Source organism: Streptomyces sp. NBC_00704 (genome assembly GCF_036226605.1).
GTDB lineage: Bacteria > Actinomycetota > Actinomycetes > Streptomycetales > Streptomycetaceae > Streptomyces.
Genome location: NZ_CP109000.1, coordinates 4,328,096 through 4,349,125, shown reverse-complemented (window position 1 = coordinate 4,349,125; position 21,030 = coordinate 4,328,096). Strand labels below are relative to the sequence as shown.

General features: G+C 71.2%; 17 protein-coding genes. 6 read left to right on the top strand and 11 right to left on the bottom strand.

Annotated elements, in window-relative coordinates; all coding sequences use genetic code 11:
• The first annotated feature begins 29 nt into the window (after positions 1 to 29).
• A complete protein-coding gene (locus tag OG802_RS19025) occupies positions 30 to 890 on the top strand; it encodes a hypothetical protein (protein ID WP_329412064.1) in 861 nt (286 codons plus the stop codon).
• A 77-nt stretch (positions 891 to 967) separates the two neighbouring features.
• On the opposite strand, the gene OG802_RS19020 is transcribed toward OG802_RS19025, so the two are convergent.
• The 5 genes from OG802_RS19020 to OG802_RS19000 form a co-directional block, all read right to left on the bottom strand.
• Positions 968 to 1,225: a DUF6406 domain-containing protein gene (locus OG802_RS19020; RefSeq protein ID WP_329412062.1), complete on the bottom strand. Its 258-nt coding sequence runs from the start codon at positions 1,223 to 1,225 to the stop codon at positions 968 to 970.
• Positions 1,226 to 1,227: 2 nt separating this feature from the next.
• Positions 1,228 to 2,697, bottom strand: a complete 1,470-nt coding sequence (locus OG802_RS19015; RefSeq protein ID WP_329412060.1) for a C2 family cysteine protease — start codon at positions 2,695 to 2,697, stop codon at positions 1,228 to 1,230.
• Between the two features lie 107 nt (positions 2,698 to 2,804).
• A complete protein-coding gene (locus OG802_RS19010) occupies positions 2,805 to 2,984 on the bottom strand; it encodes a hypothetical protein (protein WP_329412059.1) in 180 nt (59 codons plus the stop codon).
• Positions 2,981 to 5,764 (bottom strand): ATP-binding protein, encoded by a 2,784-nt coding sequence (locus OG802_RS19005; RefSeq protein WP_329412058.1) that lies wholly within the window; start codon positions 5,762 to 5,764, stop codon positions 2,981 to 2,983. Before OG802_RS19005 ends, OG802_RS19010 begins: the two co-directional genes overlap by 4 nt.
• A gap of 356 nt (positions 5,765 to 6,120) precedes the next feature.
• Positions 6,121 to 6,726, bottom strand: a complete 606-nt coding sequence (locus OG802_RS19000; protein ID WP_329412056.1) for a hypothetical protein — start codon at positions 6,724 to 6,726, stop codon at positions 6,121 to 6,123.
• Between the two features lie 21 nt (positions 6,727 to 6,747).
• Here OG802_RS19000 and OG802_RS18995 point away from each other — a divergent pair, with 21 nt between their 5' ends.
• Both OG802_RS18995 and OG802_RS18990 read left to right on the top strand, forming a co-directional pair.
• Complete coding sequence (locus tag OG802_RS18995) at positions 6,748 to 7,677, top strand: M48 family metalloprotease (protein WP_329412054.1); 930 nt, start codon at positions 6,748 to 6,750, stop codon at positions 7,675 to 7,677.
• Between the two features lie 19 nt (positions 7,678 to 7,696).
• Positions 7,697 to 9,874, top strand: coding sequence for a proline-rich domain-containing protein (locus tag OG802_RS18990; protein ID WP_329412052.1), 2,178 nt, complete (start codon positions 7,697 to 7,699; stop codon positions 9,872 to 9,874).
• Between the two features lie 109 nt (positions 9,875 to 9,983).
• On the opposite strand, the gene OG802_RS18985 is transcribed toward OG802_RS18990, so the two are convergent.
• From OG802_RS18985 to OG802_RS18960, 6 genes are all read right to left on the bottom strand, one after another.
• The gene (locus tag OG802_RS18985; RefSeq protein ID WP_329412050.1) at positions 9,984 to 10,313 is read right to left on the bottom strand and encodes a hypothetical protein; all 330 of its coding nucleotides are present in this window, start codon (positions 10,311 to 10,313) and stop codon (positions 9,984 to 9,986) included.
• 220 nt (positions 10,314 to 10,533) lie between these two features.
• Positions 10,534 to 10,986, bottom strand: coding sequence for a heat shock protein transcriptional repressor HspR (locus OG802_RS18980; RefSeq protein WP_329412048.1), 453 nt, complete (start codon positions 10,984 to 10,986; stop codon positions 10,534 to 10,536).
• A 5-nt stretch (positions 10,987 to 10,991) separates the two neighbouring features.
• Positions 10,992 to 12,170 (bottom strand): molecular chaperone DnaJ, encoded by a 1,179-nt coding sequence (dnaJ, locus tag OG802_RS18975; protein ID WP_329412047.1) that lies wholly within the window; start codon positions 12,168 to 12,170, stop codon positions 10,992 to 10,994.
• Positions 12,171 to 12,227: 57 nt separating this feature from the next.
• Positions 12,228 to 12,899, bottom strand: coding sequence for a nucleotide exchange factor GrpE (gene grpE, locus OG802_RS18970; protein WP_329412045.1), 672 nt, complete (start codon positions 12,897 to 12,899; stop codon positions 12,228 to 12,230).
• A complete protein-coding gene (gene dnaK / locus OG802_RS18965; RefSeq protein ID WP_069768299.1) occupies positions 12,896 to 14,746 on the bottom strand; it encodes a molecular chaperone DnaK in 1,851 nt (616 codons plus the stop codon). Before dnaK ends, grpE begins: the two co-directional genes overlap by 4 nt.
• A 95-nt stretch (positions 14,747 to 14,841) precedes the next feature.
• On the bottom strand, positions 14,842 to 16,101 hold the full coding sequence (locus OG802_RS18960; RefSeq protein WP_329412044.1) for an MraY family glycosyltransferase: 1,260 nt from the start codon (positions 16,099 to 16,101) through the stop codon (positions 14,842 to 14,844).
• A gap of 217 nt (positions 16,102 to 16,318) precedes the next feature.
• Between OG802_RS18960 and OG802_RS18955 the strand changes: the two genes are divergently transcribed.
• From OG802_RS18955 to OG802_RS18945, 3 genes are all read left to right on the top strand, one after another.
• Positions 16,319 to 18,610: a (Fe-S)-binding protein gene (locus tag OG802_RS18955; protein WP_329412042.1), complete on the top strand. Its 2,292-nt coding sequence runs from the start codon at positions 16,319 to 16,321 to the stop codon at positions 18,608 to 18,610.
• A 311-nt stretch (positions 18,611 to 18,921) separates the two neighbouring features.
• On the top strand, positions 18,922 to 19,929 hold the full coding sequence (locus OG802_RS18950; RefSeq protein ID WP_329412041.1) for a Yip1 family protein: 1,008 nt from the start codon (positions 18,922 to 18,924) through the stop codon (positions 19,927 to 19,929).
• A gap of 269 nt (positions 19,930 to 20,198) precedes the next feature.
• Entirely contained in the window at positions 20,199 to 21,026 is an 828-nt protein-coding gene (locus OG802_RS18945) for a hypothetical protein (protein WP_329412039.1), read from the top strand.
• Positions 21,027 to 21,030 lie beyond the last annotated feature (4 nt).

Here is a 21,030-nt window from a genome sequence, read left to right as displayed (position 1 = left end):
TCGGCCGGGTTCGTGATCCACCTCGTCGCGTGAGTGAACCGCAGGTCGACGAGTTCGACGAGTTCGACGAGACGTTTGTAGCCCTGTTCCAGCACGCGACGCCGGAAGCCGCGGCCAAGACCGCCGAGAAGCTCGGGGCGGAAGCCCGGCTGTGCGTGCTGCGTCAGGAGTGGTACGCGCCGCCCGAGGGACTGGGCGACTGGGTCGCCGCGTACGGCGGCGCGGCCGAGGTCCAGGCCCTGTACGACGGCTGGGGCCTGAGCGCCCGTCAGGCAGCGTCCGTCGTCGGACGGGACGACCTTTCGGGAGGCCTCGGCAACGGCCTCGTCGAGGCGCTGGGCGACGGTCGGACGAGGCTGGCGCCGGCGGCGGTGGAACAGCAGTGGCGGGCGACCCCCGCCGGACACTTCCGGCTTCCCGGCGCCTTCACGGACACTCCGCTGGGTTCCGCGACCGGGCCGAGAAGGTCCGTGCGCGTCTCGACGTGTTCCCCGCCCGCTGGACGCGGGCGGTACGTCTGCTCGCCGCCGGCTTCGACGGCCCGCTGCCCGAGCTGCTCGATTCCGCGCAGCGGCAAGAGGACGAGACCGGTGAGCCGAACCGCGCCTACGCCGACCACTGCGCCCCGGCCCTCCTGCTCGGCCTCGCCCCCGGCGCCGTCATCGAGACCGTCGTGGCACGTCTCAGCCTCCCCCTGTGCACACTGCTCGCCCGGACCACCTACGACGATCGCGGAGGCGGGGCGGCTCGACCTCTTGCGATACGTCGTCGACCACTGGCACATCCGCTACCCCTGGCGCGACCGCCTCGACCAACGAGAACTGTTCGAGGAGGCAGTGACCCTGCGCTCAGCAGAACCGCTCAGGACGAGACTGGCCCGGCTGGAGTGATGCGGGTCCGGCCGTAGTTCCGACGGGCCGGCTCCCCCGGGGAACCGGCCCGCGAGCACGAGCAGGGCCGAGCCGGCTCACGTGACCCTGGCGAGAACGACCGTCCAGTCCCCGCTCGGAGATTCGAGGTCCTCGATTCGGTCCAGCTTCCATTCCTGGTCCCTGATCGGGAAGACGTCGCCGGGCTCCAGCGAATGGTCTTCCTCGGCGCCGTCGACGACGACGACGAGTTCGACCAACGGCGGCCGGCCCTCCCGCTCGGAAAGATGTGTGACGAAAAAGCGGGCGAACCCCTTGTTCGCCTGCATGTTGCGCCAGATCGCGATTTCCTGCACTGTCACTTCTTCTCCAAGGTGACATAGTTCGGGAGGATGCTGTCCCTCAGCTCGTCGAAGGTCAACGGCTTCGGATCCCTTGCGTTGTAGGGATTCCTCAGTTCGAACCGCCCGATTTCATTTATTGCGGTCAGTTCGTAGGCGTGCCCTGCAACGAGCTTGCCCGGCAGTGGCGACTCTCCCTTTTTCTGGTGTCGCGTCGCGACGATGACGGGGCAACCGTCCGCAAGTTTCTCCGCGATATCCTGCCTGAACTGGGTCTTCGCGTCACGACCATGGTGGTCGTAACCGGTCGGCACATCCCAGACCTGGGCAGGCGTTCCCGTCAACTGCACCAACAACTCGGCCCGATCGCTGGACTTGGTCCCGAAATTGAGCCGCGTGTAGCCGGTGGGAAATGCATCCGTTCGCACGTGGGTGGACTGCCACGACGCCTGCTTGTCCTCGCTCCACGTCCGGTCCACACCGGCGATGGCCTTCTCCATGATCGGCGCCCATGCCACCCCTGTCTCCGCGGAGTCGGCGAAAGCCGCGACGGAGGGAATCTCGCTGTAGACGGGCAGATCGCCGGTCACCGTCAGCTTCACGACGGTACCTGTCGGCTCGTACCTGCCGAAGCCGACGCTCTTCGCCTCGTTGAGCGAGACCTCGTACGTGCCGTCCTCGTTCTCCTTCATGCGGTCGACGATGTCCTGCGGACGATGCTCGGCGACGGCCCCCAACGTCGCGATGACCCCGCAGTCGCCAAGGGCGCCTTGCTGTGTCTGATCCCGATGGGGGACACCGTCGAACAGCGGGGTACGCGTTCCGTCGGGCCGGTCCAGCGGGGTCCCGTAAGCGTCCGGCGGATAGGCCCTGCCGGGGAGATGGAAGTCAGGTCTGTCGACGGTCTCCGATATCTCCCGCACCGAGTCACCGCTGCTGAACGCACCCTTCACCCGATCCATGAACTTCCCGGTCACCGACGGTTCGTCCGCGGCGGAACCGCCGGATACGCCGGCCCTGTCCTCGGGTGACTCCGCCTCCGCCGACTCTTCGGGGGTCTCGGCGCCCTCGTCCCCTTCGAGCCCGTCCGCCTCATCCGGGTCCCCGGGGCCGTCCGGTCGTTCCGGACCTTGTGGCTCTTCGGGCTCCACGGGACTTTCGGCCTCTTCGGGATCTTCCGGTTCCGCCGGATACGTGTCCTCGCCCGACGCTGCCGGATGGCCGTCCCGAGCACGGGCATCGAGGCCCGTGGCGCCGCCGCTTCCGGGGACCGCCGCATCGTCCTCCCGCCCCCACTCGGGCTCACCGGGCTCGTCGGCGTCGTCGGGCTCCTTCGGCTCCCCGGTGATCCCGGCGGGCTCGGCGTTCCCCTCGTCCGCAGGCTCTTCGGGTTCCGCCCAGGCGTCCGCGGGGTCCGTCCGGGCGGGAGCCGTCGTCTCGACGGGAACGGCCTCGGCCCCCTTTTCCGCCGCGTACAACTCACTCATTCCGACCGTCTACGTCACGCTGCGCCACGTCTCCCCCGCCTTTCCGACTCTGCCCGACGGCTCGCGCTCGCCGCCGGCTCTTGCCCAGCCACTCGTCCTTCTCGCGCTCAGACCTTGAGGTCCGACGCGGGGATGGCGACCGACGCGGAACTGCCGGGGTTCACCTTGATCACCGCCGGCTCCTCGGGCTCCCCGAACTCAGCCGTCTCCCAGCCCGCGGCCTCCTGGAACTGCTGCTCGGGCACGTCCTGCGCCGTAGGCCTGTCCGTCCCGTACAGTTCGCTCACTCGAGAGCCCCCGTCGTGTTCCCGGACGGATTCGGCCGGCGAGGGACGCGCGCGAAGCACGTCAGCGTGCGCGCGAATCGCTGCCGCCACTCCTCCGACGGATCCGCACATCCGACGATCTTCTCCAGGACAGAGGGCGAATGCCGCCCGTGGTAATACACCCGCGTCCTCGTCCCCCTGCGCGCTCTGAAACGCGGCTCGCCCACCGCGCACGGGTCCTGGCCGTCCAACTGGGCGCGCATCACCGCGGCCACGTGCTCACCGAGCGCGCCCGGATCCGCGGGGGCGCCCCCGCGGCTGTGCACCGCCCCGTCCACGGCCTGGCCGATCGCGCAGTCCAGGAGGCGGCCCCGGTACGGCTCCAGCTCGCGTCGCATCGCCTCGCCCGGCAGCGGCGTCGTCCAGCCCAGCAGATGGGCCGCCACCGCCATCTCCGCCCACAGCGTGATCCGCGGCCCGGCCTGTTCCGTCAGCCGCTGAGCCCTGCGCAGGTCACGCAGCGTGCACGGGGCCGCCGAGCAGTCGGCCGCGCACGCCCGGCTGCGCGGACCCGTCATGCCCGCCGCCGACGCCGCTCTGACCGCCCCCGCGTCCTCGCGGTCCGTCCCGTCCCGCATCCGCACCAGCAGCGGATAGTCCATGCCGTCCGTGAAGACGGCCGCCTCGCCCGGCCGCAGGGTGACCAGGTACTCGGACTGGGCCCGCGTGATGTTCATCGTCGCGCCGACCGCCTCGCGGTCGTCCTGTGCGGGCAGCCGGTGGACGATTTTCGCCGCCGTGTTCTTGATGACGTCGGGCAGCAGCTTGCTCGGGATCTGGTCCGCGATGACCAGCCCTTCCCCGTACGCCCGGATCTCCGCGAGCAGGCCGGCGAACATCTCCACCGCGTGGGCGCTCGCGCCGCCCTCCTCGGTCCGGCGCAGCAGGCGGTGCGCCTCCTCGAAGACCGTCAGATGCCGTAGCGGGAGGGCCAGTTGGCGGGCCACCCGCTGTTCCATGCGCAGGTGCTCGACGAGCCTGATGAGGATCGTGCCCATCAGGAACGCCTTGTCCCTGTCGTCGCCGACGTCCTCGATCTCGAAGACGACGTTGCGTTTCAGCAGTTCCCCGAAGTCCAGCGGGCGGCCGCCCTCCAGGAAGCGGCCCGTCGTGCCGAGGCGCAGGCCGGCCAGACGGATCTTGATGAAGCCCTGGACGTTGTCGGCGACCTCCTTGCCGTAGCCGATGTCCGAGACGACCCGCAGAGCCGTGTCCTCCAGGTCCTCGAGGGTCGGGTAACGCGGCTCGGCGCCCGGGAACACCGGCTCGCCGAGCGTCAGGTCCCAGCCCAGCTCCTCGTAGCAGCGCGTCAGCGCGGCGCTGAGGACCTGCGGGAACGGCTCCTGCGGGTCGAACGAGGCCAGGAAGAGGGCCCGCACCATGTCGAGGTGGGTCTGGAGCGGGAAGCGCTCGCCGCTCGCGTACGCGGACGGCTCCAGGGGGTTGAGTCCGGCCGGGAGGGACTCCGGGTCGCCGGGCCTGATCACCACGACCTCGGCGGTGTCCCCGAGCCGCGCCGACATGAAGCGGTACTCGGCCTTGGCCGGTTCCACGACCAGCCACGGGATGCCCGCGTGGGTCGCCGCCTCCAGCAGCCCGCGCACGGTCTGCGACTTTCCGCCGCCGGTCGCCCCGCACACGAACGTATGCCGGTTGAGGGTGGAGCGGGCCAGTTCGAGGTCGCCGACGGGGCTGCGGTTGCGGTCCAGCACCGAGCCGAGCCGGACCGGAGGAGCCCCGGGCGACGCCGGACGGGCCGCGGTCTCGGGACTGACGTCGAACTCCGGCCGCAGGGCGAACCGTACGCCGGGGATCTCCCGGGCAGGGGGCCGGGCGAGGGCCGCGAGCAGATCGGAACCGGCGTGGAAGGGGTGCTCCTGCGGTGCCGGCAGGACACCGCCGAGGGCGGTGGCGAGGTCGCCCACCCGCCCGGTCGGGCGCAGCGCGTACGGCAGTCCCTCGAGGTCCGCCGAGGCGCACAGCAGCGCCGCCACCCGGGTCGCCTCCTCGGGCGTCCGGCCGCCCGCCAGCAGACGTATGCGCCACAGCCCGGTGGCCGACGCCTTGGCCAGCTCCCTGTGGCGGCGCTCCAGCCGGGTCGCGGCGATGGCGTACTCGGGCGATCCCTCCGCCTTGGCCTGTGCCCGGCGCCGCTCGTCGGCCACGTCACCGGTGAGTTCGTCGAGCTCCGCGGCCGGCACCGGCTCGGCGAACACCAGCCAGGCGAACGGTTCCTGCCACACGCCGAGCAGACAGTCCTCCAGCGTGGGCCGCTGGAGGGCCGCTCCCGTGCTCGCCGGCCTCGGCTCGTCGTCGACCAGCAGTCCGTCGGTCACCGCGGCGACCGCGCTCCAGCAGGGGAAGGCGCCCATCACGGCGGCCGGCGTACCCGTCGGCTGTCGCACCCCGCGCGCGCCCGCGGGCAGCCGCAGCAGGGACACCGCCCCGTCGGCCTCGTCGGTGCGGCCGCCCAGCAGGGCACTGCCGCCGACGAAGACGTCGAGAGGACCGTCGGCCGCTCTGCGCGCCCAGCCGACGAGCACCGCGCCGCCCGTCGGGTCGTGCGGGTGCGGGACGTGGTGGGCGGAGACCAGGGCGGCCAGACGCTGCGCCCGCAATTCGTCCTCGCCGCCGGCGGGCCGGTCCTCGGACGGCCGCTGCCGCGGGACCTCACGCAGCAGCGCGGCCTCCAGGCCCGCGAAGCGGTGCCACGCGCTCGCGCCGGGTGGGGCGGCCGTCATATGTGCGCGGTCCGTCGCGTGACGCGTTCGCCGCGGAGAACGGAACGGCCCACCCGGGCAGGCGGGTGGGCATGCGGTGTGATGGGCAACGTCCCCCCGTTGTCGATCTTGCGGCACCACCCTAGATGCCGGGTCATGACCGGCCAAGCCTTGCAACCGTAATGTCACCTCCCTTGGAATTAGGTGGACTTGGGGGATTGATTCAGGGACCATGTGTCGGCTGCTGATCAATGACTGACTTCCGCTTCGGCGGACACGGGGGCGAGTTCCATCATCAGAGGCGTCTTTTCTGCCGCCCTTGGGACGGTCATCTCTCACCTGTCCACATGTGAGCGCCCGCACGGCGCCCATCTCCCTCAGGGCGAACTCATATGACCGATCCCGTTGACCCTCACCGGCCGCAGGACCCGTACGGGCACGGCGACCCGGCCCATCCCGAAGGCCAGTCCGCCCCGCCGCAGAACCCGGCCTACCCGCCCGGGCCGCCGGGCCAGCCGGTTCCGCCGGGCCAGCCGGGCCAGGCGGCTCCGCCGGTCCCCCCGCAGCAGCTGCCTTACCAGGCCGCGCCCCCTCACCAGCCGCCGTACCAGGCCGCGCCGCCAGTGCAGCAGCCGCCGTACCAGGCCGCGCCGCCGCCCCCGCCGCATCACCAGCAACCGCCGTACCAGCAGCCGCCACACCAGCCTGGCGCCCACCCGCAACAGTTCGCGCCGGGCCATCAGCCGCAGTACGCGCCCCAGCAGCCCCCTTACGGGCAGCAGCCTCCGTACGCACAGCAGCCCCCCTACGGACACCAAGCCCCGTACGGGCAGCAGCCCCCGTACGGGCAGCAGGTCCCGTACGCACAGCAGCCCCCCTACACGTACCAGGCCCCGTACGGACACCAGCCCCCGTACGGGCACCAACAGCCGCCGCAGCAACCGTTCGCGCCGCAGCAGTATCCGCAGCAGGCACCGCCGCAAGCACCGCCGCAGGCACCGCAGTTGGCGTATCCGCAGCAGCAGTCCACGTACACGCCGGCCGCACCCCACGTCCCCGGTCACCCTCAGGTGAACCGCGGCGCCGACTCCACGTCCGTCACCACGCTGCTGCTCAACGTGCCCCTGTTCCTGGGCAGTCTGCTGGTGATCTGGCTCATCTCACGCGTGCTGCCGAGCGGCCTGGACATCGCCTTCATCGTCGCCTGGCTGGCGTCCGGCGCCCTGGTCTTCCACCGACCGACCGAAGGCCGCCTGGCCCGGCTGTGGTTCAAGATGCGGCCCCCCACCGCCGCCGAACTGGCCGTCCTGCAGCCCATCTGGGACGACGTCACGCGCCGGGCCGGTATCGACGGCGCCACGTACGACCTGTGGATGGAGGACTCGGACGAGCTCAACGCCTCCGCCGCCGCCGGGCACATCGTCAGCGTGACGCGCGGAGCGATGCGACAGCTGCCGCCCGATCGGCTGTCGGCCGTGATGGCCCATGAGCTGGGCCACCACGTCGGCGGCCACGCCTGGTCCGGTCTGCTCGGCTTCTGGTACGCCATGCCGGTCCGGGCGTTCATGCTCGTCGTGAAGATCGTGACGGGCTTCCTGTTCTTCTTCACCGCCGAGCTCTCCTGCCTGGCGGCCGGCGTCTTCGTCCTGGTCTTCGGCGGTCTCGCCATAGCGACCTTCCTCGCCTTCCCGCCCGCCGCCGCGCTCTACGCGATCCCGTTCCTGCTCGCCTGGGCCGGCCGGCAGGGCGAACTGCGCGCCGACCGGTTCGCGGGACAGCTCGGGTACGGGCCCCTGCTGCTCACCGTGTTCACCGGCTGGCAGGCGGAGGGGCACGACGACGCGGACGGCAAGCAGGGCCCCGTCGCCCGGCTCATGTCCTCGCATCCGCCGCTCCACCAGCGCATACGCGCGCTCGAGACCTTCGTCGCCTGACCGGCCGGGAGCCTCACGTATGACTGTCGAAAGCACCGGGACCGGACAGCTCGGCCGCTGTCTGCGCCTCTTCGACGCGGGGCAGCGCCTCGGCTGGGTCTACCGCGACCCCGAGTCGCTGCGCCGGCCGTTCGCCGAGCCCGAACCGCAGCGGGAGCAGGTGGCGGTCGGGTACGAGAACCGGGCGACGGCCGCGCGCCTCGACCACGAGGACCGACGTGGCTCCGCCGTCAAGATCGGCGGCGGGGTCGCGGCGGTCTGCTTCCTGTTGAGCTACTTCGCCGGCCCCGTCATGGCAGTCCTCGGCGTCGTGGCGATCGTCGTCGCCCTGGCCCGGATGGGCCTCGCCGCACAGCGGCTCGACTCCGCCGCCGGTGATCTCACGGCTCACCAGGGTGCCCTGGAAGAGCGGTTCCGGTCCTCCTGGCAGCTGTGGCACCAGCGTCGGCAGCACCATGACAGCGGGCAGGAGCAGTGGGTGCGCGGCCTCGACGCCTGGGGCGCGCTGCCCGTCGGCCCCGACACCCGGCGACTGGACGTCTTCGGCGGCAGCCAGCGCGGCCGCGAGGGCTTCCTGACCGTTTTCGGCGCCTCCACCCTCCCGGAGCGGCCGGTGATCGTGGTCGACCTGACGCAGGCCCTCGTGTGCAGGGAACTGTCCGTCCTCGCCGAGGACGCCGGCGTGCCCGTCGACGTCCAGCTGCTGCCCAGCCGGATGGCCGAGAGCAGCGTCGTCGAGGGGCTGGCGCCGCACGAGCTGGTGCACGCGCTCGTCGAGGCGGTCCACGGGGACGATCCCGAGGCCGGCCGCGCCGAGCGCGCCGTCGACACCCGCATTCTCACCCAGCTGTGCGGCGCCCTCGGCGAGGACGTCTCCGTGGCACGGCTGAGCGCGGGGCTGCGCGTCCTGATGGGCGAGACCGACGACACCAAGCGCCTCAGCCGGGACGAACGCAACCGGATCGCGGACGACCTGCTCACCGACAAGAACAAGGACCAGGTGCGGGACAGCCTCTTCCGCCTGGTGTCCTTCATGCACCCGCTGGAGGCGCTGGGCGCCGCCCGTGAGGGCCGCGGCCCCGGCTATCTGACCTGTTTCGCCCTGGACATCGGCGCGGGCTCGGCGAGCACGGAGCTGCTGGCCGACCTGGCCGTCCAGAGCGTGATGCGGCGGCTGTCCTCGTTCCGGGAGAGTGCGCCGTGCGTCCTCGTGGCCCTCGGCGAGCAGGGCCCGCAGCGACGCCACCTGGAGCGGCTGGCGCAGGTCTGCGAGCACCGCGGGGCCCAACTGGTCCTGCTGCACCCGCACTTGAGGGACGCGGCCGAGCAGATGATCGGCGGCGGGACCGTCGCCTTCATGAAGCTCGGCAACCACCAGGAGGCCAATGTCGCGGCGGACTTCATCGGCCGCGAGCACTCCTTCGTGCTGCACTCGCTGACGGACACCGCGGGCAGGACCGTCAACACCTCCGTCGCCAGGGCGATCGGCTCCTCCGTCAGCAGGGGCACGACCCACAGCGAGTCCGTCACCCGCGGACACAACTGGGGCAGGAGCGGCTCCACCGGCTACCAGGGCGGCGACAGCCCCTTCTCGTCGTCCTCCTCCACCAACTCCGGCGGCAGCTACAGCGAGACGACCGGCACCTCCACCAGCGTCACGCACTCCACCAACGAGTCCACGACCCACACCACCGGCGACAGCGACAGCACGAGCCTCGCGACCGGACGCCAGCGCGTCTACGAGTACGTGCTCGAGCCGACGCAGCTCCAGGCGCTGGCCGAGTTCAGCCTGCTGGTCGTCGAACGCCGCGCCGGGGGCGGTGTCCTGGTGCACCCGGCCGACTGCAACCCCAACATCGTCTTCCTGGACCGGGTCAGCATGGCGCCCCTGCCGTACGTCGACCCGGCGCCGGCCGCGCCGTTCCCGCCGTCGCAGCCCTTCGCGCCTCACCAGGGGCACGCCCCCGCTCCGCAGCAGCACCACGCACCCGCCCCGCAGACCTCGCCGCCTCACCAGCCGTACGCACCCGCGCCCCAGCAGCCGTTCCCGACGGCACCCCAGCAGCCCTACAACCCCGGCGGCCGGCCTCCGACGCCTCAGCAGTGGCCGTCCCAGGGACAACCGCAACAGCCCGGCGGCTGGACCCAGGGCCCACCCGCGAACTGGCCCGGTCAGCAGCCGGGGGCCCCTGGGTGACGGCCGCCGAGGGGGTGTCCGCGCCGGAGGGCTCCGGCTGATCCCGCCCGACCGGCCGAGGTCGCCCCCGGCCCCCTGCCCTCGTCCCGTCCGCCGGCCCGTGCGTGCGTCACCGCCCGGAAGACGCGCCTCCGGGCCGGCCGCCGACCTCGTCGATGCCGGCGAGCACCGCCCGGGCCCTCCTGACGTTCATCTCCAGAATGCCGCGTTCGAACTTGCGCGGTTCGCGCCGATAACGCGCCCTGCCCGCTTCGGAGGTGAAAGCGGACTCCGGGACGGCGTCCTCGCCGGCCGGAATGAATTTGGGGATCTCCTCGAACGCCGCGAGGGCATAGGCGACGGCATTGCGCAGCTTGTGGTGTTCGCCACCTCTGGCAGATGGGCGTCGCGCCGGGCGGCCCCGGCCGACCGCCCGCCACTGCCCAGCACCAGCCGCCACAGCCGCCGGGCCACGAGCGCCCGGGTCCGGACGTCGGCATCGGCGACTGATCCCGGCGTGGCCGCTCCGGGGCAGGCGGTCCTCGGTGGGGCCGGCCCGGTGAACGCGACCGGACCGCACCAGCCCGCCGGAGCGCGGGAAAGGCCCGGAGACGATGTCTCCGGGCCCTCACTGTTGAACTCGTTCCACTCGGTCCCCGCTCGGGCCCGTGCGGCCCCCGTCAGTCCGAGGCCTGCTGCCGCTTGGGCCGCCAGACCACCAACGCGCTGGTCTGCTGCATCTCCTGATACGGCACCAGGTCGCGCCGGTAGGAGGCGTGCACCGCGGCCTCGCGTTGCCGCATGGCCGCCGCCGCGCCGTCCAGCGCCGCCTGCAACTCGGCCGCCCGGGCCTGGAGCGCGGCCACCTGGTTCTCCAGCTCGATGATCCGCTTGATGCCGGCCAGGTTGATGCCCTCGTCCTGCGACAACTGCTGCACTGTGCGCAGCAGTTCGATGTCGCGGGCCGAGTAGCGCCGGCCCCGGCCGGGGGTGCGGTCGGGGGAGACGAGGCCCAGACGGTCGTACTGGCGCAGCGTCTGCGGGTGCAGGCCGGAGAGCTGGGCCGCCACCGAGATGACGTAGACCGGGGTTTCCTCGGTCAGTTCATACGGGTTACGTCGACGGCCGTCCATCACTCTCATGCTCCCTTCGCGGCCTCGAACAGCTCCGCCCGCGGATCCTCGTCCACGGTCGCCTCGCGATACGCCTCCAGCGCGTCACGAGCCTTCCCCGACAGGTCCTTCGGAACACTCACCTCGACGGTGACCAGAAGGTCGCCGCGCGTGCCGTCCTTGCGGACCGCGCCCTTGCCCCGCGCCCGCATGGTACGGCCGTTGGGGGTGCCGGGCGGCAGCTTCAGCGTCAACGACGGTCCGCCGAGCGTCGGAACCCTGATCTCGCCGCCCAGGGCCGCCTCGGTGAACGTCACCGGCACGGTCACCGTCAGGTTGTCGTCCTTGCGGCCGAACACCGGGTGGGCGCCCACGTGGACCACGACGTACAGATCGCCCGAGGGGCCGCCGCGCTCGCCCGGCGCGCCCTTGCCGCGCAGCCGGATGCGCTGGCCGTCCGTGACCCCCGCCGGGATGCGGACCTGCATGGTCCGGGACGACTTGGCGCGGCCGCTGCCCTTGCAGTCCAGGCACGGGTGCTCGGCGATCAGGCCGCGGCCCTTGCAGTCGGGGCACGGGTCGGTCAGCGAGAAGCCGCCGCCCGAGCCGCGCGCGACCTGGCCGGTGCCGACGCAGGTCGGGCACACGCGCGGGGTGCCGTTCTTGTCGCCGGTGCCCGAACAGGCCTTGCACGGGGACTGCGAGGACATCCGCAGCGGGACCGTGGCGCCCTCGATGGCCTCCGTGAAGGTCAGGGTGACCTCGGTGTCGATGTCCTGGCCGCGCCGCGGCTGGGTGCGGGTGGTGCCCGTCCCGCCGCGGTTGAACAGGCCGCCGAAGACGTCCCCGATGCCGCCGCCGAACCCGCCGGAGGCGCCGCCGCCGCCCGGGGCGCCGCCTCCGAAGAGGTCACCCAGGTCGAAGTTGAAGGAGCCGCCGGCGCCCGGGCCCGGGCGGAAGCCGCCGTTGCCGAAGAGGGCGCGTGCCTCGTCGTACTCCTTGCGCTTCTTGGGGTCGCCGAGGACGTCGTTCGCCTCGGAGATCTCCTTGAAGCGCTCCTCCGCCTTGGCGTTGCCCTTGTTGGCGTCCGGGTGGTACTCGCGAGCGAGCTTCCGGTAAGCCTTCTTGATCTCGGCCTCGGTGGCGTCCTTGGGGACGCCGAGGACCTTGTAGAAGTCCTTCTCGATGAAGTCCTTGGTGCTCATCCCCGACGTCCCTCCTCTCGCGTCGTCATGACGGCCGGCGCACCGGCCGTCTCGAGCTCAGCCCTCGTCCGGGCCACCGCTCTCCTTGTCGTCCGCCGCCTCCGCGGAGGCCGCGCCCGTTTCCGAGTCGGCCTTCGCGGGCTGCGCGCCGGGCTGCGGTTCGGCGACGGCCACCCGCGCGGGGCGGATGGTGCGTTCGCCGATCCGGTACCCCGGCTGCAGAATCGCCACGCACGTCGTCTCGGTGACGTCCGGCGCGTAGCTGTGCATCAGGGCCTCGTGGATCGTCGGGTCGAAGGGCTCGCCCTCCTTGCCGAACTGCTGAAGGCCCATCTTCGCCGCGACGGTCTCCAGCGACTCGGCGACGGACTTGAAGCCGCCGACGAGTTCGCCGTGCTCCCGCGCGCGGCCGATGTCGTCGAGCACGGGAAGGAGTTCGGTCAGGAGGTTCGCGACGGCGATCTCCTTGACCGCGATCCGGTCGCGCTCGACCCGGCGGCGGTAGTTCTGGAACTCGGCCTGGAGGCGCTGGAGGTCCGCGGTGCGCTCGTCGAGCGCCTTGCGGGCCTGGTCCAACTGGGCCACCAGAGCCGCTGTCTGGTTCTCGTCCCCTGCCGGGGCCGCCCCGTCCGCCGAGGCGGAGGGGGCGGTCTTCGGCTCGGCGTCTTCAGGGGTGGCGCCGGAGGGGACGTCGGGCTTCTCCTCGAAGCCCGGGGTCTCCTCCGTCACGCGGCACCGTCCTTGCGCTCGTCGTCCACGATCTCGGCGTCCACGACGTCGTCGTCGGCCTTGGGGGCCTCGGCGCCGCCCGCGGCGCCCGCCGCGTCCTGGCCGCCGGCCGCCTGGGCGTCGGCGTACATGGCCTGGCCGACCTTCTGCGAGACCGCGGCGACCTTCTCGGTCGCGGTGCGGATCTCGGCGGTGTCCTCGCCCTTGAGCGCGGCCTTCAGCTCCTCGACGGCGGCCTCGACCTCGGTCTTGACCTCGCCGGGGACCTTGTCCTCGTTGTCCTTGAGGAACTTCTCCGTCTGGTAGACGAGCTGCTCGCCCTGGTTGCGGGCCTCGGCGGCCTCGCGGCGGCGGTGGTCCTCGTCCGCGTACTGCTCCGCCTCCTGGCGCATGCGGTCGACCTCGTCCTTCGGCAGCGAGGAGCCGCCGGTGACGGTCATCTTCTGCTCCTTGCCCGTGCCCAGGTCCTTGGCGGTCACGTGCATGATGCCGTTGGCGTCGATGTCGAAGGCGACCTCGATCTGCGGGACGCCGCGCGGGGCCGGCGGAAGGCCGGTCAGCTCGAACATGCCGAGCTTCTTGTTGTACGCCGCGATCTCGCGCTCACCCTGGTAGACCTGGATCTGCACCGACGGCTGGTTGTCCTCGGCCGTCGTGAAGATCTCCGAACGCTTCGTCGGGATCGTGGTGTTGCGCTCGATCAGCTTGGTCATGATGCCGCCCTTGGTCTCGATGCCGAGGGACAGCGGGGTCACGTCGAGGAGCAGGACGTCCTTGACCTCGCCCTTGAGCACACCGGCCTGGAGCGCGGCGCCGATGGCGACGACCTCGTCCGGGTTGACGCCCTTGTTGGCGTCCTGGCCGCCGGTCAGCTCCTTGACGAGCTCGGCGACGGCCGGCATACGGGTCGAACCGCCGACGAGAACGACGTGGTCGATCTCGGACAGGTTGATGCCGGCGTCCTTGATGACGTTGTGGAACGGCGTCTTGCAGCGCTCCAGCAGGTCGGCCGTCAGCTGCTGGAACTGGGCGCGGGTGAGCTTCTCGTCCAGGTGCAGCGGGCCCTCGGCGGACGCCGTGATGTAGGGCAGGTTGATCGAGGTCTCGGTGGACGAGGACAGCTCGATCTTCGCCTTCTCGGCGGCCTCGCGCAGACGCTGAAGCGCCATCTTGTCCTTGGCGAGGTCCACGCCGTGGCCGGCCTTGAACTGCTGCACCAGGTAGTCGACGACGCGCTGGTCCCAGTCGTCGCCGCCGAGGTGGTTGTCGCCGTTGGTGGCCTTCACCTCGACGACGCCGTCACCGATCTCCAGGAGGGACACGTCGAAGGTGCCGCCGCCGAGGTCGAAGACGAGGATCGTCTGGTCGTCCTTGTCGAGGCCGTACGCGAGCGCGGCCGCGGTGGGCTCGTTGACGATGCGCAGGACGTTGAGGCCCGCGATCTCACCGGCCTCCTTCGTGGCCTGGCGCTCGGAGTCGTTGAAGTAGGCCGGGACGGTGATGACCGCGTCGGTCACCTTCTCGCCCAGGTAGGCCTCGGCGTCCCGCTTCAGCTTCTGCAGGATGAACGCGGAGATCTGCTGCGGGTTGAAGGGCTTCCCGTCGAGCTCGATCTTCCAGTCGGTGCCCATGTGACGCTTCACCGAACGGATGGTGCGGTCCACGTTCGTGACCGCCTGCCGCTTGGCGACCTCGCCCACCAGAACTTCGCCGTTCTTCGCGAAGGCGACGACGGACGGCGTGGTCCTGGCACCCTCGGCGTTGGTGATGACGGTGGGCTCGCCGCCCTCCAGAACGCTGACGACGGAGTTGGTTGTGCCCAGGTCGATGCCGACCGCACGTGCCATGGTGATCTTCCTCCAGCTGACTTGAGTGGAACGGACTCAAGTGTGCACGACACTCACCCCGCGGTCAACAGACCTGAGTCGGGCGCACTCAACTCTTATCCGTTCCTTACACGCAAGGAGGCGTTGACCTGCGGTGATAGGGATCGTCCGGCCCGTCGCACCTCGGAATCGGGGGACGACCGCACGGCCTCGGGTTGACGCCGGGGCGCATACACGGGCGCCGGACGCATCGTCCGCGGCCCCGAACGCGGCACGGCCCGCTCCACCCGCTCCGCCCGCTCCTCCTGCGACGCCCCCCGCGCGCGAGGGGCACGGGGCATGCGGGCGGCCCGCCGGCCCCCGCGCGCGTCCCGTCCGCCGCCCTGACGTCCCGCACGCGCGCGTGGAGGCCCGTACACCGGGACCCGCAGCAGCCCGAGCACGACGACGAGTACCCCGCCGGCCACCCACAGCACCGCGCGCGCGTGCAGCCATCCGCCGTGCGCCAGCACGCCGACGAGCACCGCGCCGAAGGCCGCGACGCCCAGGAGGACGGACGCCCCCTGGGCGGTGAGCCCGAGCCGGCGCAGCCGGTGGGCGAGGTGGTCCGGCGCGCCGCGCAGCAGGGGCCGTCGGGCCAGCCGCCGCGAGATCAGCACCAGCAGGACGTCGGCCCCGGCCACCGCGGTGAGCGCGAACAGCACGGCCGTGCCGACGACCGGATCCTGTCCCGCGCGGGCGAAGACGGCGGCCGCGGCGAGCAGGAAGCCGGAGAAGAGCGAGCCGCATGCGCCGAGGGCCACGCGCGCGGGGGGCCAGTTGTGCATCAGGAACCCGGTCAACGCGGCGGCGAACACGCTGAGCAGCACGACCAGTCCGTCCATGACCTCGACGGCGACGCACGCGGCGACCCCGAAGGCGGTGACGACGCCGACGGTCCCGGCCACTCCGTCGGCGTGGTCGAGCGCCCGGAAGCCGAGGGCGACGAAGGTGATCCAGCCGACGGCCAGCGCCCCCGGGAGCAGCCCCGTGTCCCCGTAGGGCACGACGAAGGCGGCGGCGACCGCGGTGCCGACCACGAGGAAGCGGACGTTGAGCCGCCACACGTCGGCGATCAGGCCGAGCGCGGCGACGGCGCCCCCCGCGGCGAGCAGCGCCCCGATCCCGTCCCCCAGCGGGGCGATGCCCGTCCGGTCGCCGGCGAGGGCGACGAGACAGGTGGCGAGGACGACGGCGGCGCCCCCGAACAGCGGCACACGCCGCTGGCGCTGCCGCCGGTCGAGCAGTCCGAGGCGCAGAGCGGGCACGCGCAGCAGCGCGGCGAGGGCGGCGGAGAGGAACAGGGCGATGGCGGCGGCGGCGATCCCGTAGAGCACGGATATAAATTAGTCATAAATGTACCAATTTGGTACGAATAACACGGCCGGGTTGCGGCCGGATCCTGAAGCGATCCTGAGGCAACCCTCAGCGATTCAGATCACTCCGCCTCCCGCTACAGTGCGACGCGGGAGACGGGGTAGTCTCAGACGGACTGCATAAGTTACCGCTTAGTAATCACTGACGAAGTCCCTCGCAGGCCCGAGGAGCCCCCAAATGCAACTCGCCGCGATCATCGTGTCGCTGGTTCTGATCGTGGTCGGCGTGGCCCTTTTCGCCCGCGCCGTCCTACAGATCTACACCTTCATGCGGCTCGGCCAGAACGTGCCCGCGGGCACCCGCACCGACGAGCCCGGCCGGCGCACCGTCACCGTGGCCCGGGAGTTCCTCGGCCACACCCGGATGAACCGCTGGGGCGTCGTCGGTGTCGCGCACTGGTTCGTCGCGGTGGGCTTCTTCTCGCTGCTGCTGACGATCGTCAACGCCATCGGCCAGCTGTTCCAGGCCGACTGGCTGCTGCCGGTCATCGGCGAGTGGGCCCCCTACAACGTCTTCGTCGAGTTCATCGGCACGATGACGGTCCTCGGCATCCTGGTGCTCATCGTGATCCGCCAGCTGAGCCGGCCGGACCGGCCGGGCCGCAAGTCCCGCTTCGCCGGCTCCAACTTCGGCCAGGCCTACTTCGTCGAAGCCGTCATCCTCATCGTCGGCGTCTGCATCTTCATGCTGCACGCCCTCGAAGGCGCCCAGCACCACGTCGACGCCTACGAGGCGTCCTTCTTCATCTCCTACCCGGTGGTGTCGGCGCTCGGGCACCTGGACGTCTCCACGCTCCAGAACCTCACCTACTTCTTCGCCGGCCTCAAGATCGCGACCTCCTTCATCTGGATGATCACGGTCGCGCTCAAGACCGACATGGGCGTCGCCTGGCACCGCTTCCTGGCGTTCCCCAACATCTGGTTCAAGCGCAACGCCGACGGCGCCACCTCCCTCGGCGCGCTCCTGCCGATGACCTCCGGCGGCAAGCCGATCGACTTCACCGACCCCGGCGACGACGACGTCTTCGGCGTCTCCCAGGTCGAGCAGTTCTCGTGGAAGGGCCTGCTGGACTTCTCCACCTGCACCGAGTGCGGCCGCTGCCAGTCGCAGTGCCCCGCCTGGAACACCGGCAAGCCGCTCTCCCCCAAGCTCCTCATCATGTCCCTGCGGGACCACGCGCACGCCAAGGCCCCCTACCTGCTGGCCGGCGGCGGCAAGACGATGGAGGGCGACGAGAAGGCGAGCGAGGAGCAGCTCAAGGACGTCCCCGCGGCCGCCCTCGCCGAGGCCGAGCGCCCGCTGATCGGCACCGCCGAGGAGAACGGCGTCATCGACCCCGACGTCCTGTGGTCCTGCACCACCTGCGGCGCCTGCGTCGAGCAGTGCCCGGTGGACATCGAGCACGTCGACCACATCGTCGACATGCGCCGCTACCAGGTGATGATCGAGTCCGCGTTCCCGTCCGAGGCGGGCACGATGCTCAAGAACCTGGAGAAGAAGGGCAACCCCTGGGGCCTGGCCAAGAAGCAGCGCCTGGAGTGGCTCAAGGAAGTTGACTTCGAGGTGCCGGTCGTCGGCCAGGACATCGAGGACCTCTCCGAGGTCGAGTACCTCTACTGGGTCGGCTGCGCCGGCGCCCTCGAGGACCGCGCCAAGAAGACCACCAAGGCCTTCGCCGAACTGCTGCACATCGCGGGCGTCAAGTTCGCGATCATGGGCGGCGACGAGAAGTGCACCGGCGACTCCGCCCGCCGCCTCGGCAACGAGCCCCTGTTCCAGGAGCTCGGCATGGAGAACGTCATGGCGCTGAACATGGCGTTCGGCGAGGAGCTGGACGACGACGGCAAGGTCGTGCCGGAGTCCGCCAAGCCGAAGTCGGCCAAGAAGATCGTCGCCACCTGCCCGCACTGCCTCAACACCATCGGCAACGAGTACCCCCAGCTCGGCGGCGACTACGAGGTCATCCACCACACCCAGCTGCTCCAGCACCTGGTGGACGAGGGCAAGCTCATCCCGGTCACCCCGGTCGAGGGCATCATCACCTACCACGACCCCTGCTACCTGGGCCGGCACAACAAGATCTACACCCCGCCGCGCGACATCATCGCGAGCGTCCCGGGCCTGCGCAACGAGGAGATGCACCGCCACAAGGAACGCGGCTTCTGCTGCGGCGCCGGCGGCGCGCGGATGTGGATGGAGGAGCGGATCGGCAAGCGCATCAACAACGAGCGCGTCGACGAAGCCCTCTCCGTCAACCCCGACATCGTCTCCACGGCCTGCCCGTTCTGCCTGGTCATGCTGACCGACTCGGTCAACGGCAAGAAGAACGAGGGCAAGGCCAAGGAGTCCGTCCAGGTCGTGGACGTCTCCCAGCTCCTGCTGGAGTCGGTCAAGACCCCGTTCGACGACGAGCCCCCCGCGGGCGACGCGCAGACCGAGATCGAGCCGGAGCCGCAGCCGGCGAAGTGACCCGAACGGCCGTACCGTCGCCCCCGCGTCTCACCCCCCGGACGCGGGGGCGACCCCGTTCCCGACCTCCCCACCCCCTCCGCTCCCCTGGGCGCCCCCTCCGCTCCCCTGGGCGCCCCCTCCCCACCCGCCTCACACCCCTCTCGGCGCCCCGGTCGACGACCCCTGGGGCAGAGCCCTGAACAACCCCTGAACAACCCCTGCCTCCAGCACCGTTGCTCCCCTTAGGGGATGTCACAGCTCGGCAGCAAAGCCGTCCGCCGACGGCGGCCCCGGCACGTCACCCGACGGGACCAGGTACGTTCGAAGGCGTGGCTGGATTCAGGATCGGACGCGGCGGCCGGGACAACCGCGCCCCGCAAACGCGACCGCAACACCCTCCGTACGGGCAGCAGGCGCCCCAGGGACCGCCGCGGCCCTCGGGCCCGGCAGGCCCCTCAGGGCCGTCGGGTCCCTCGGGGCCGTCCTACGGCTACCCGTCTGCCCAGCAGCCCTACCCGCCCCAGCGGCCGCAGTACGGCGGCGCGGGCGGCGGCCAGTGGCCGCAGGCCGACGGCCGCGGCCACGGAGGCCGCAACGGCGACGAGCCGGAGTACTTCGGCGGCGACGCCTACGGGGCCCCCGGCGCGGGCGCCCCGGGCGGTGTCCCGCACGACCCGTACGCCGCGAACAACCCGGGCCACACCCAGGCCTTCTCGATCGACGAGCACAACCGCTACGACCAGTACGACCAGGGCGGTACGTACCGCGCCGGCTCGGCCCCGGCCGGACCCGTCGGCCCGCGCCTGCACTGGAAGGAACTGATCAAGGGCATCGTCCTCGCCCCCAAGCAGACCTTCCTCCGAATGCGGGACTACACGATGTGGGGCCCCGCCCTCGTCGTCACGTTCCTCTACGGACTGCTCGCCGTGTTCGGCTTCGACGGGGCCCGCGAGGACGCGATCAACGCGACCCTCTCCAACGCCATCCCGATCGTCCTGACGACGGCCGTCGCGATGGTGCTCAGCTCCTTCATCCTGGGCGTGGTCACCCACACCCTGGCCCGCCAGCTCGGCGGAGACGGCGCCTGGCAGCCCACGGTCGGCCTCTCCATGCTGATCATGTCTCTCACGGACACGCCGCGTCTCGTCGTCGCGATGTTCTTCGGCGGCGACGCCTCGTTCGTCCAGCTGCTGGGCTGGGCGACCTGGGTGGCGGCCGGCGCCCTCCTCACCCTGATGGTCGGCCGCTCCCACGACCTCCCGTGGCCGAAGGCGCTCGGCGCGTCGTCGATCCAGCTCATCGCCCTGCTGTCGATCGTGAAGCTGGGCACCTTCTAGCACGCAGCACCTTCCGGCACGCCCCCGAGAGGCCCCCGCGGACGACGTCCCGGGGGCCTCCCGCATGCCCAGCCCTCCGCGCAGCCCCGCTCGTGGGCCGGGGGCGGGGCCGTGGCGGCTTGCTCACTCCCCTGCACACGAGGTGACGAACAGCCACCCATCCGCACCCAATCAGGTCACATAAGCCGCATGTCGCATCACCATGACTACGGAGCGTCAGATAACGTGACCACTCCCTTCCACCTCTACTCGTCTCCCGGGGAGTACGCGTGAAAGCTCGCTATGCCGTAGGACGGTCCACCGCAGGACGGTCCGGCACAGGTCGCTCCGGCACAGGTCGCTGGTCGGTGCTCGTCGGCGCCCTGCTGGTCGCCCTCGTCTCCGCGTTCCTTCCGGCGTCGGCCGCGGCCGGCACCGATGACGGCCGGACCCCGGTGGACCACTGGGGCGTGATCACCCGCAACACGGTCGGCTCCCCCGTCGCCGCCCTCCGCAACGGTCCGTACGGCTCCTTCGGCGTGGCGGGCACCTCCGCGAGACCGCCGTACGGCCGGGGCAGCCTCGGCATCGAGGTCGCCGACAACTCCACCACCCTGTCGCCGCCCAGCGAGAAAGTGGACTTCGGCAACGAGGTCGACTTCTACGGCAAGTCACTGCTGGGGCTGCGGCGGGTCGGCTTCCACGTGTTCCAGACCGGCGAGAACGTCACGTACGGCGGCCCGACCAACATGCCGAACATCAGGCTCGAGATCGACCCGAACGTGAACTCCGCCGACGACTACTCCACGCTGGTGTGGGTGCCGGCCGCGTCCCCCGTGACCAACGCCTGGAGCCCGTTCATCGACGCCACGACGACCGGCTACTGGTACCTCACGGGCGCTACCGGCACCACGACGGGCTGCACCCAGGCCGCCCGCTGCACCTTCGCCGCGCTGAAGGCGGCGTTCACGACCCGCAACGCCAGGCCGACCGTCCTCACGGTCGCCGTGGGCAAGGGCCGCGACTTCATGTGGATCGGCGCGGTCGACGGCCTCCGCCTCAACGACTACGTCTACGACTTCGAGCCGGACGGCGTCAAAACGCTGCACAAGAGGTGACGGA

Excerpts from the sequence above, each read along its gene's own strand:
- dnaK (WP_069768299.1), bottom strand. The coding sequence starts at position 14,746 with ATGGCACGTGCGGTCGGCATCGACCTGGGCACAACCAACTCCGTCGTC.
- OG802_RS18955 (WP_329412042.1), top strand. The coding sequence starts at position 16,319 with ATGCAACTCGCCGCGATCATCGTGTCGCTGGTTCTGATCGTGGTCGGC.
- OG802_RS19005 (WP_329412058.1), bottom strand. The coding sequence starts at position 5,764 with ATGACGGCCGCCCCACCCGGCGCGAGCGCGTGGCACCGCTTCGCGGGC.
- OG802_RS18990 (WP_329412052.1), top strand. The coding sequence starts at position 7,697 with ATGACTGTCGAAAGCACCGGGACCGGACAGCTCGGCCGCTGTCTGCGC.
- OG802_RS19015 (WP_329412060.1), bottom strand. The coding sequence starts at position 2,697 with ATGAGTGAGTTGTACGCGGCGGAAAAGGGGGCCGAGGCCGTTCCCGTC.
- OG802_RS18980 (WP_329412048.1), bottom strand. The coding sequence starts at position 10,986 with ATGGACGGCCGTCGACGTAACCCGTATGAACTGACCGAGGAAACCCCG.
- dnaJ (WP_329412047.1), bottom strand. The coding sequence starts at position 12,170 with ATGAGCACCAAGGACTTCATCGAGAAGGACTTCTACAAGGTCCTCGGC.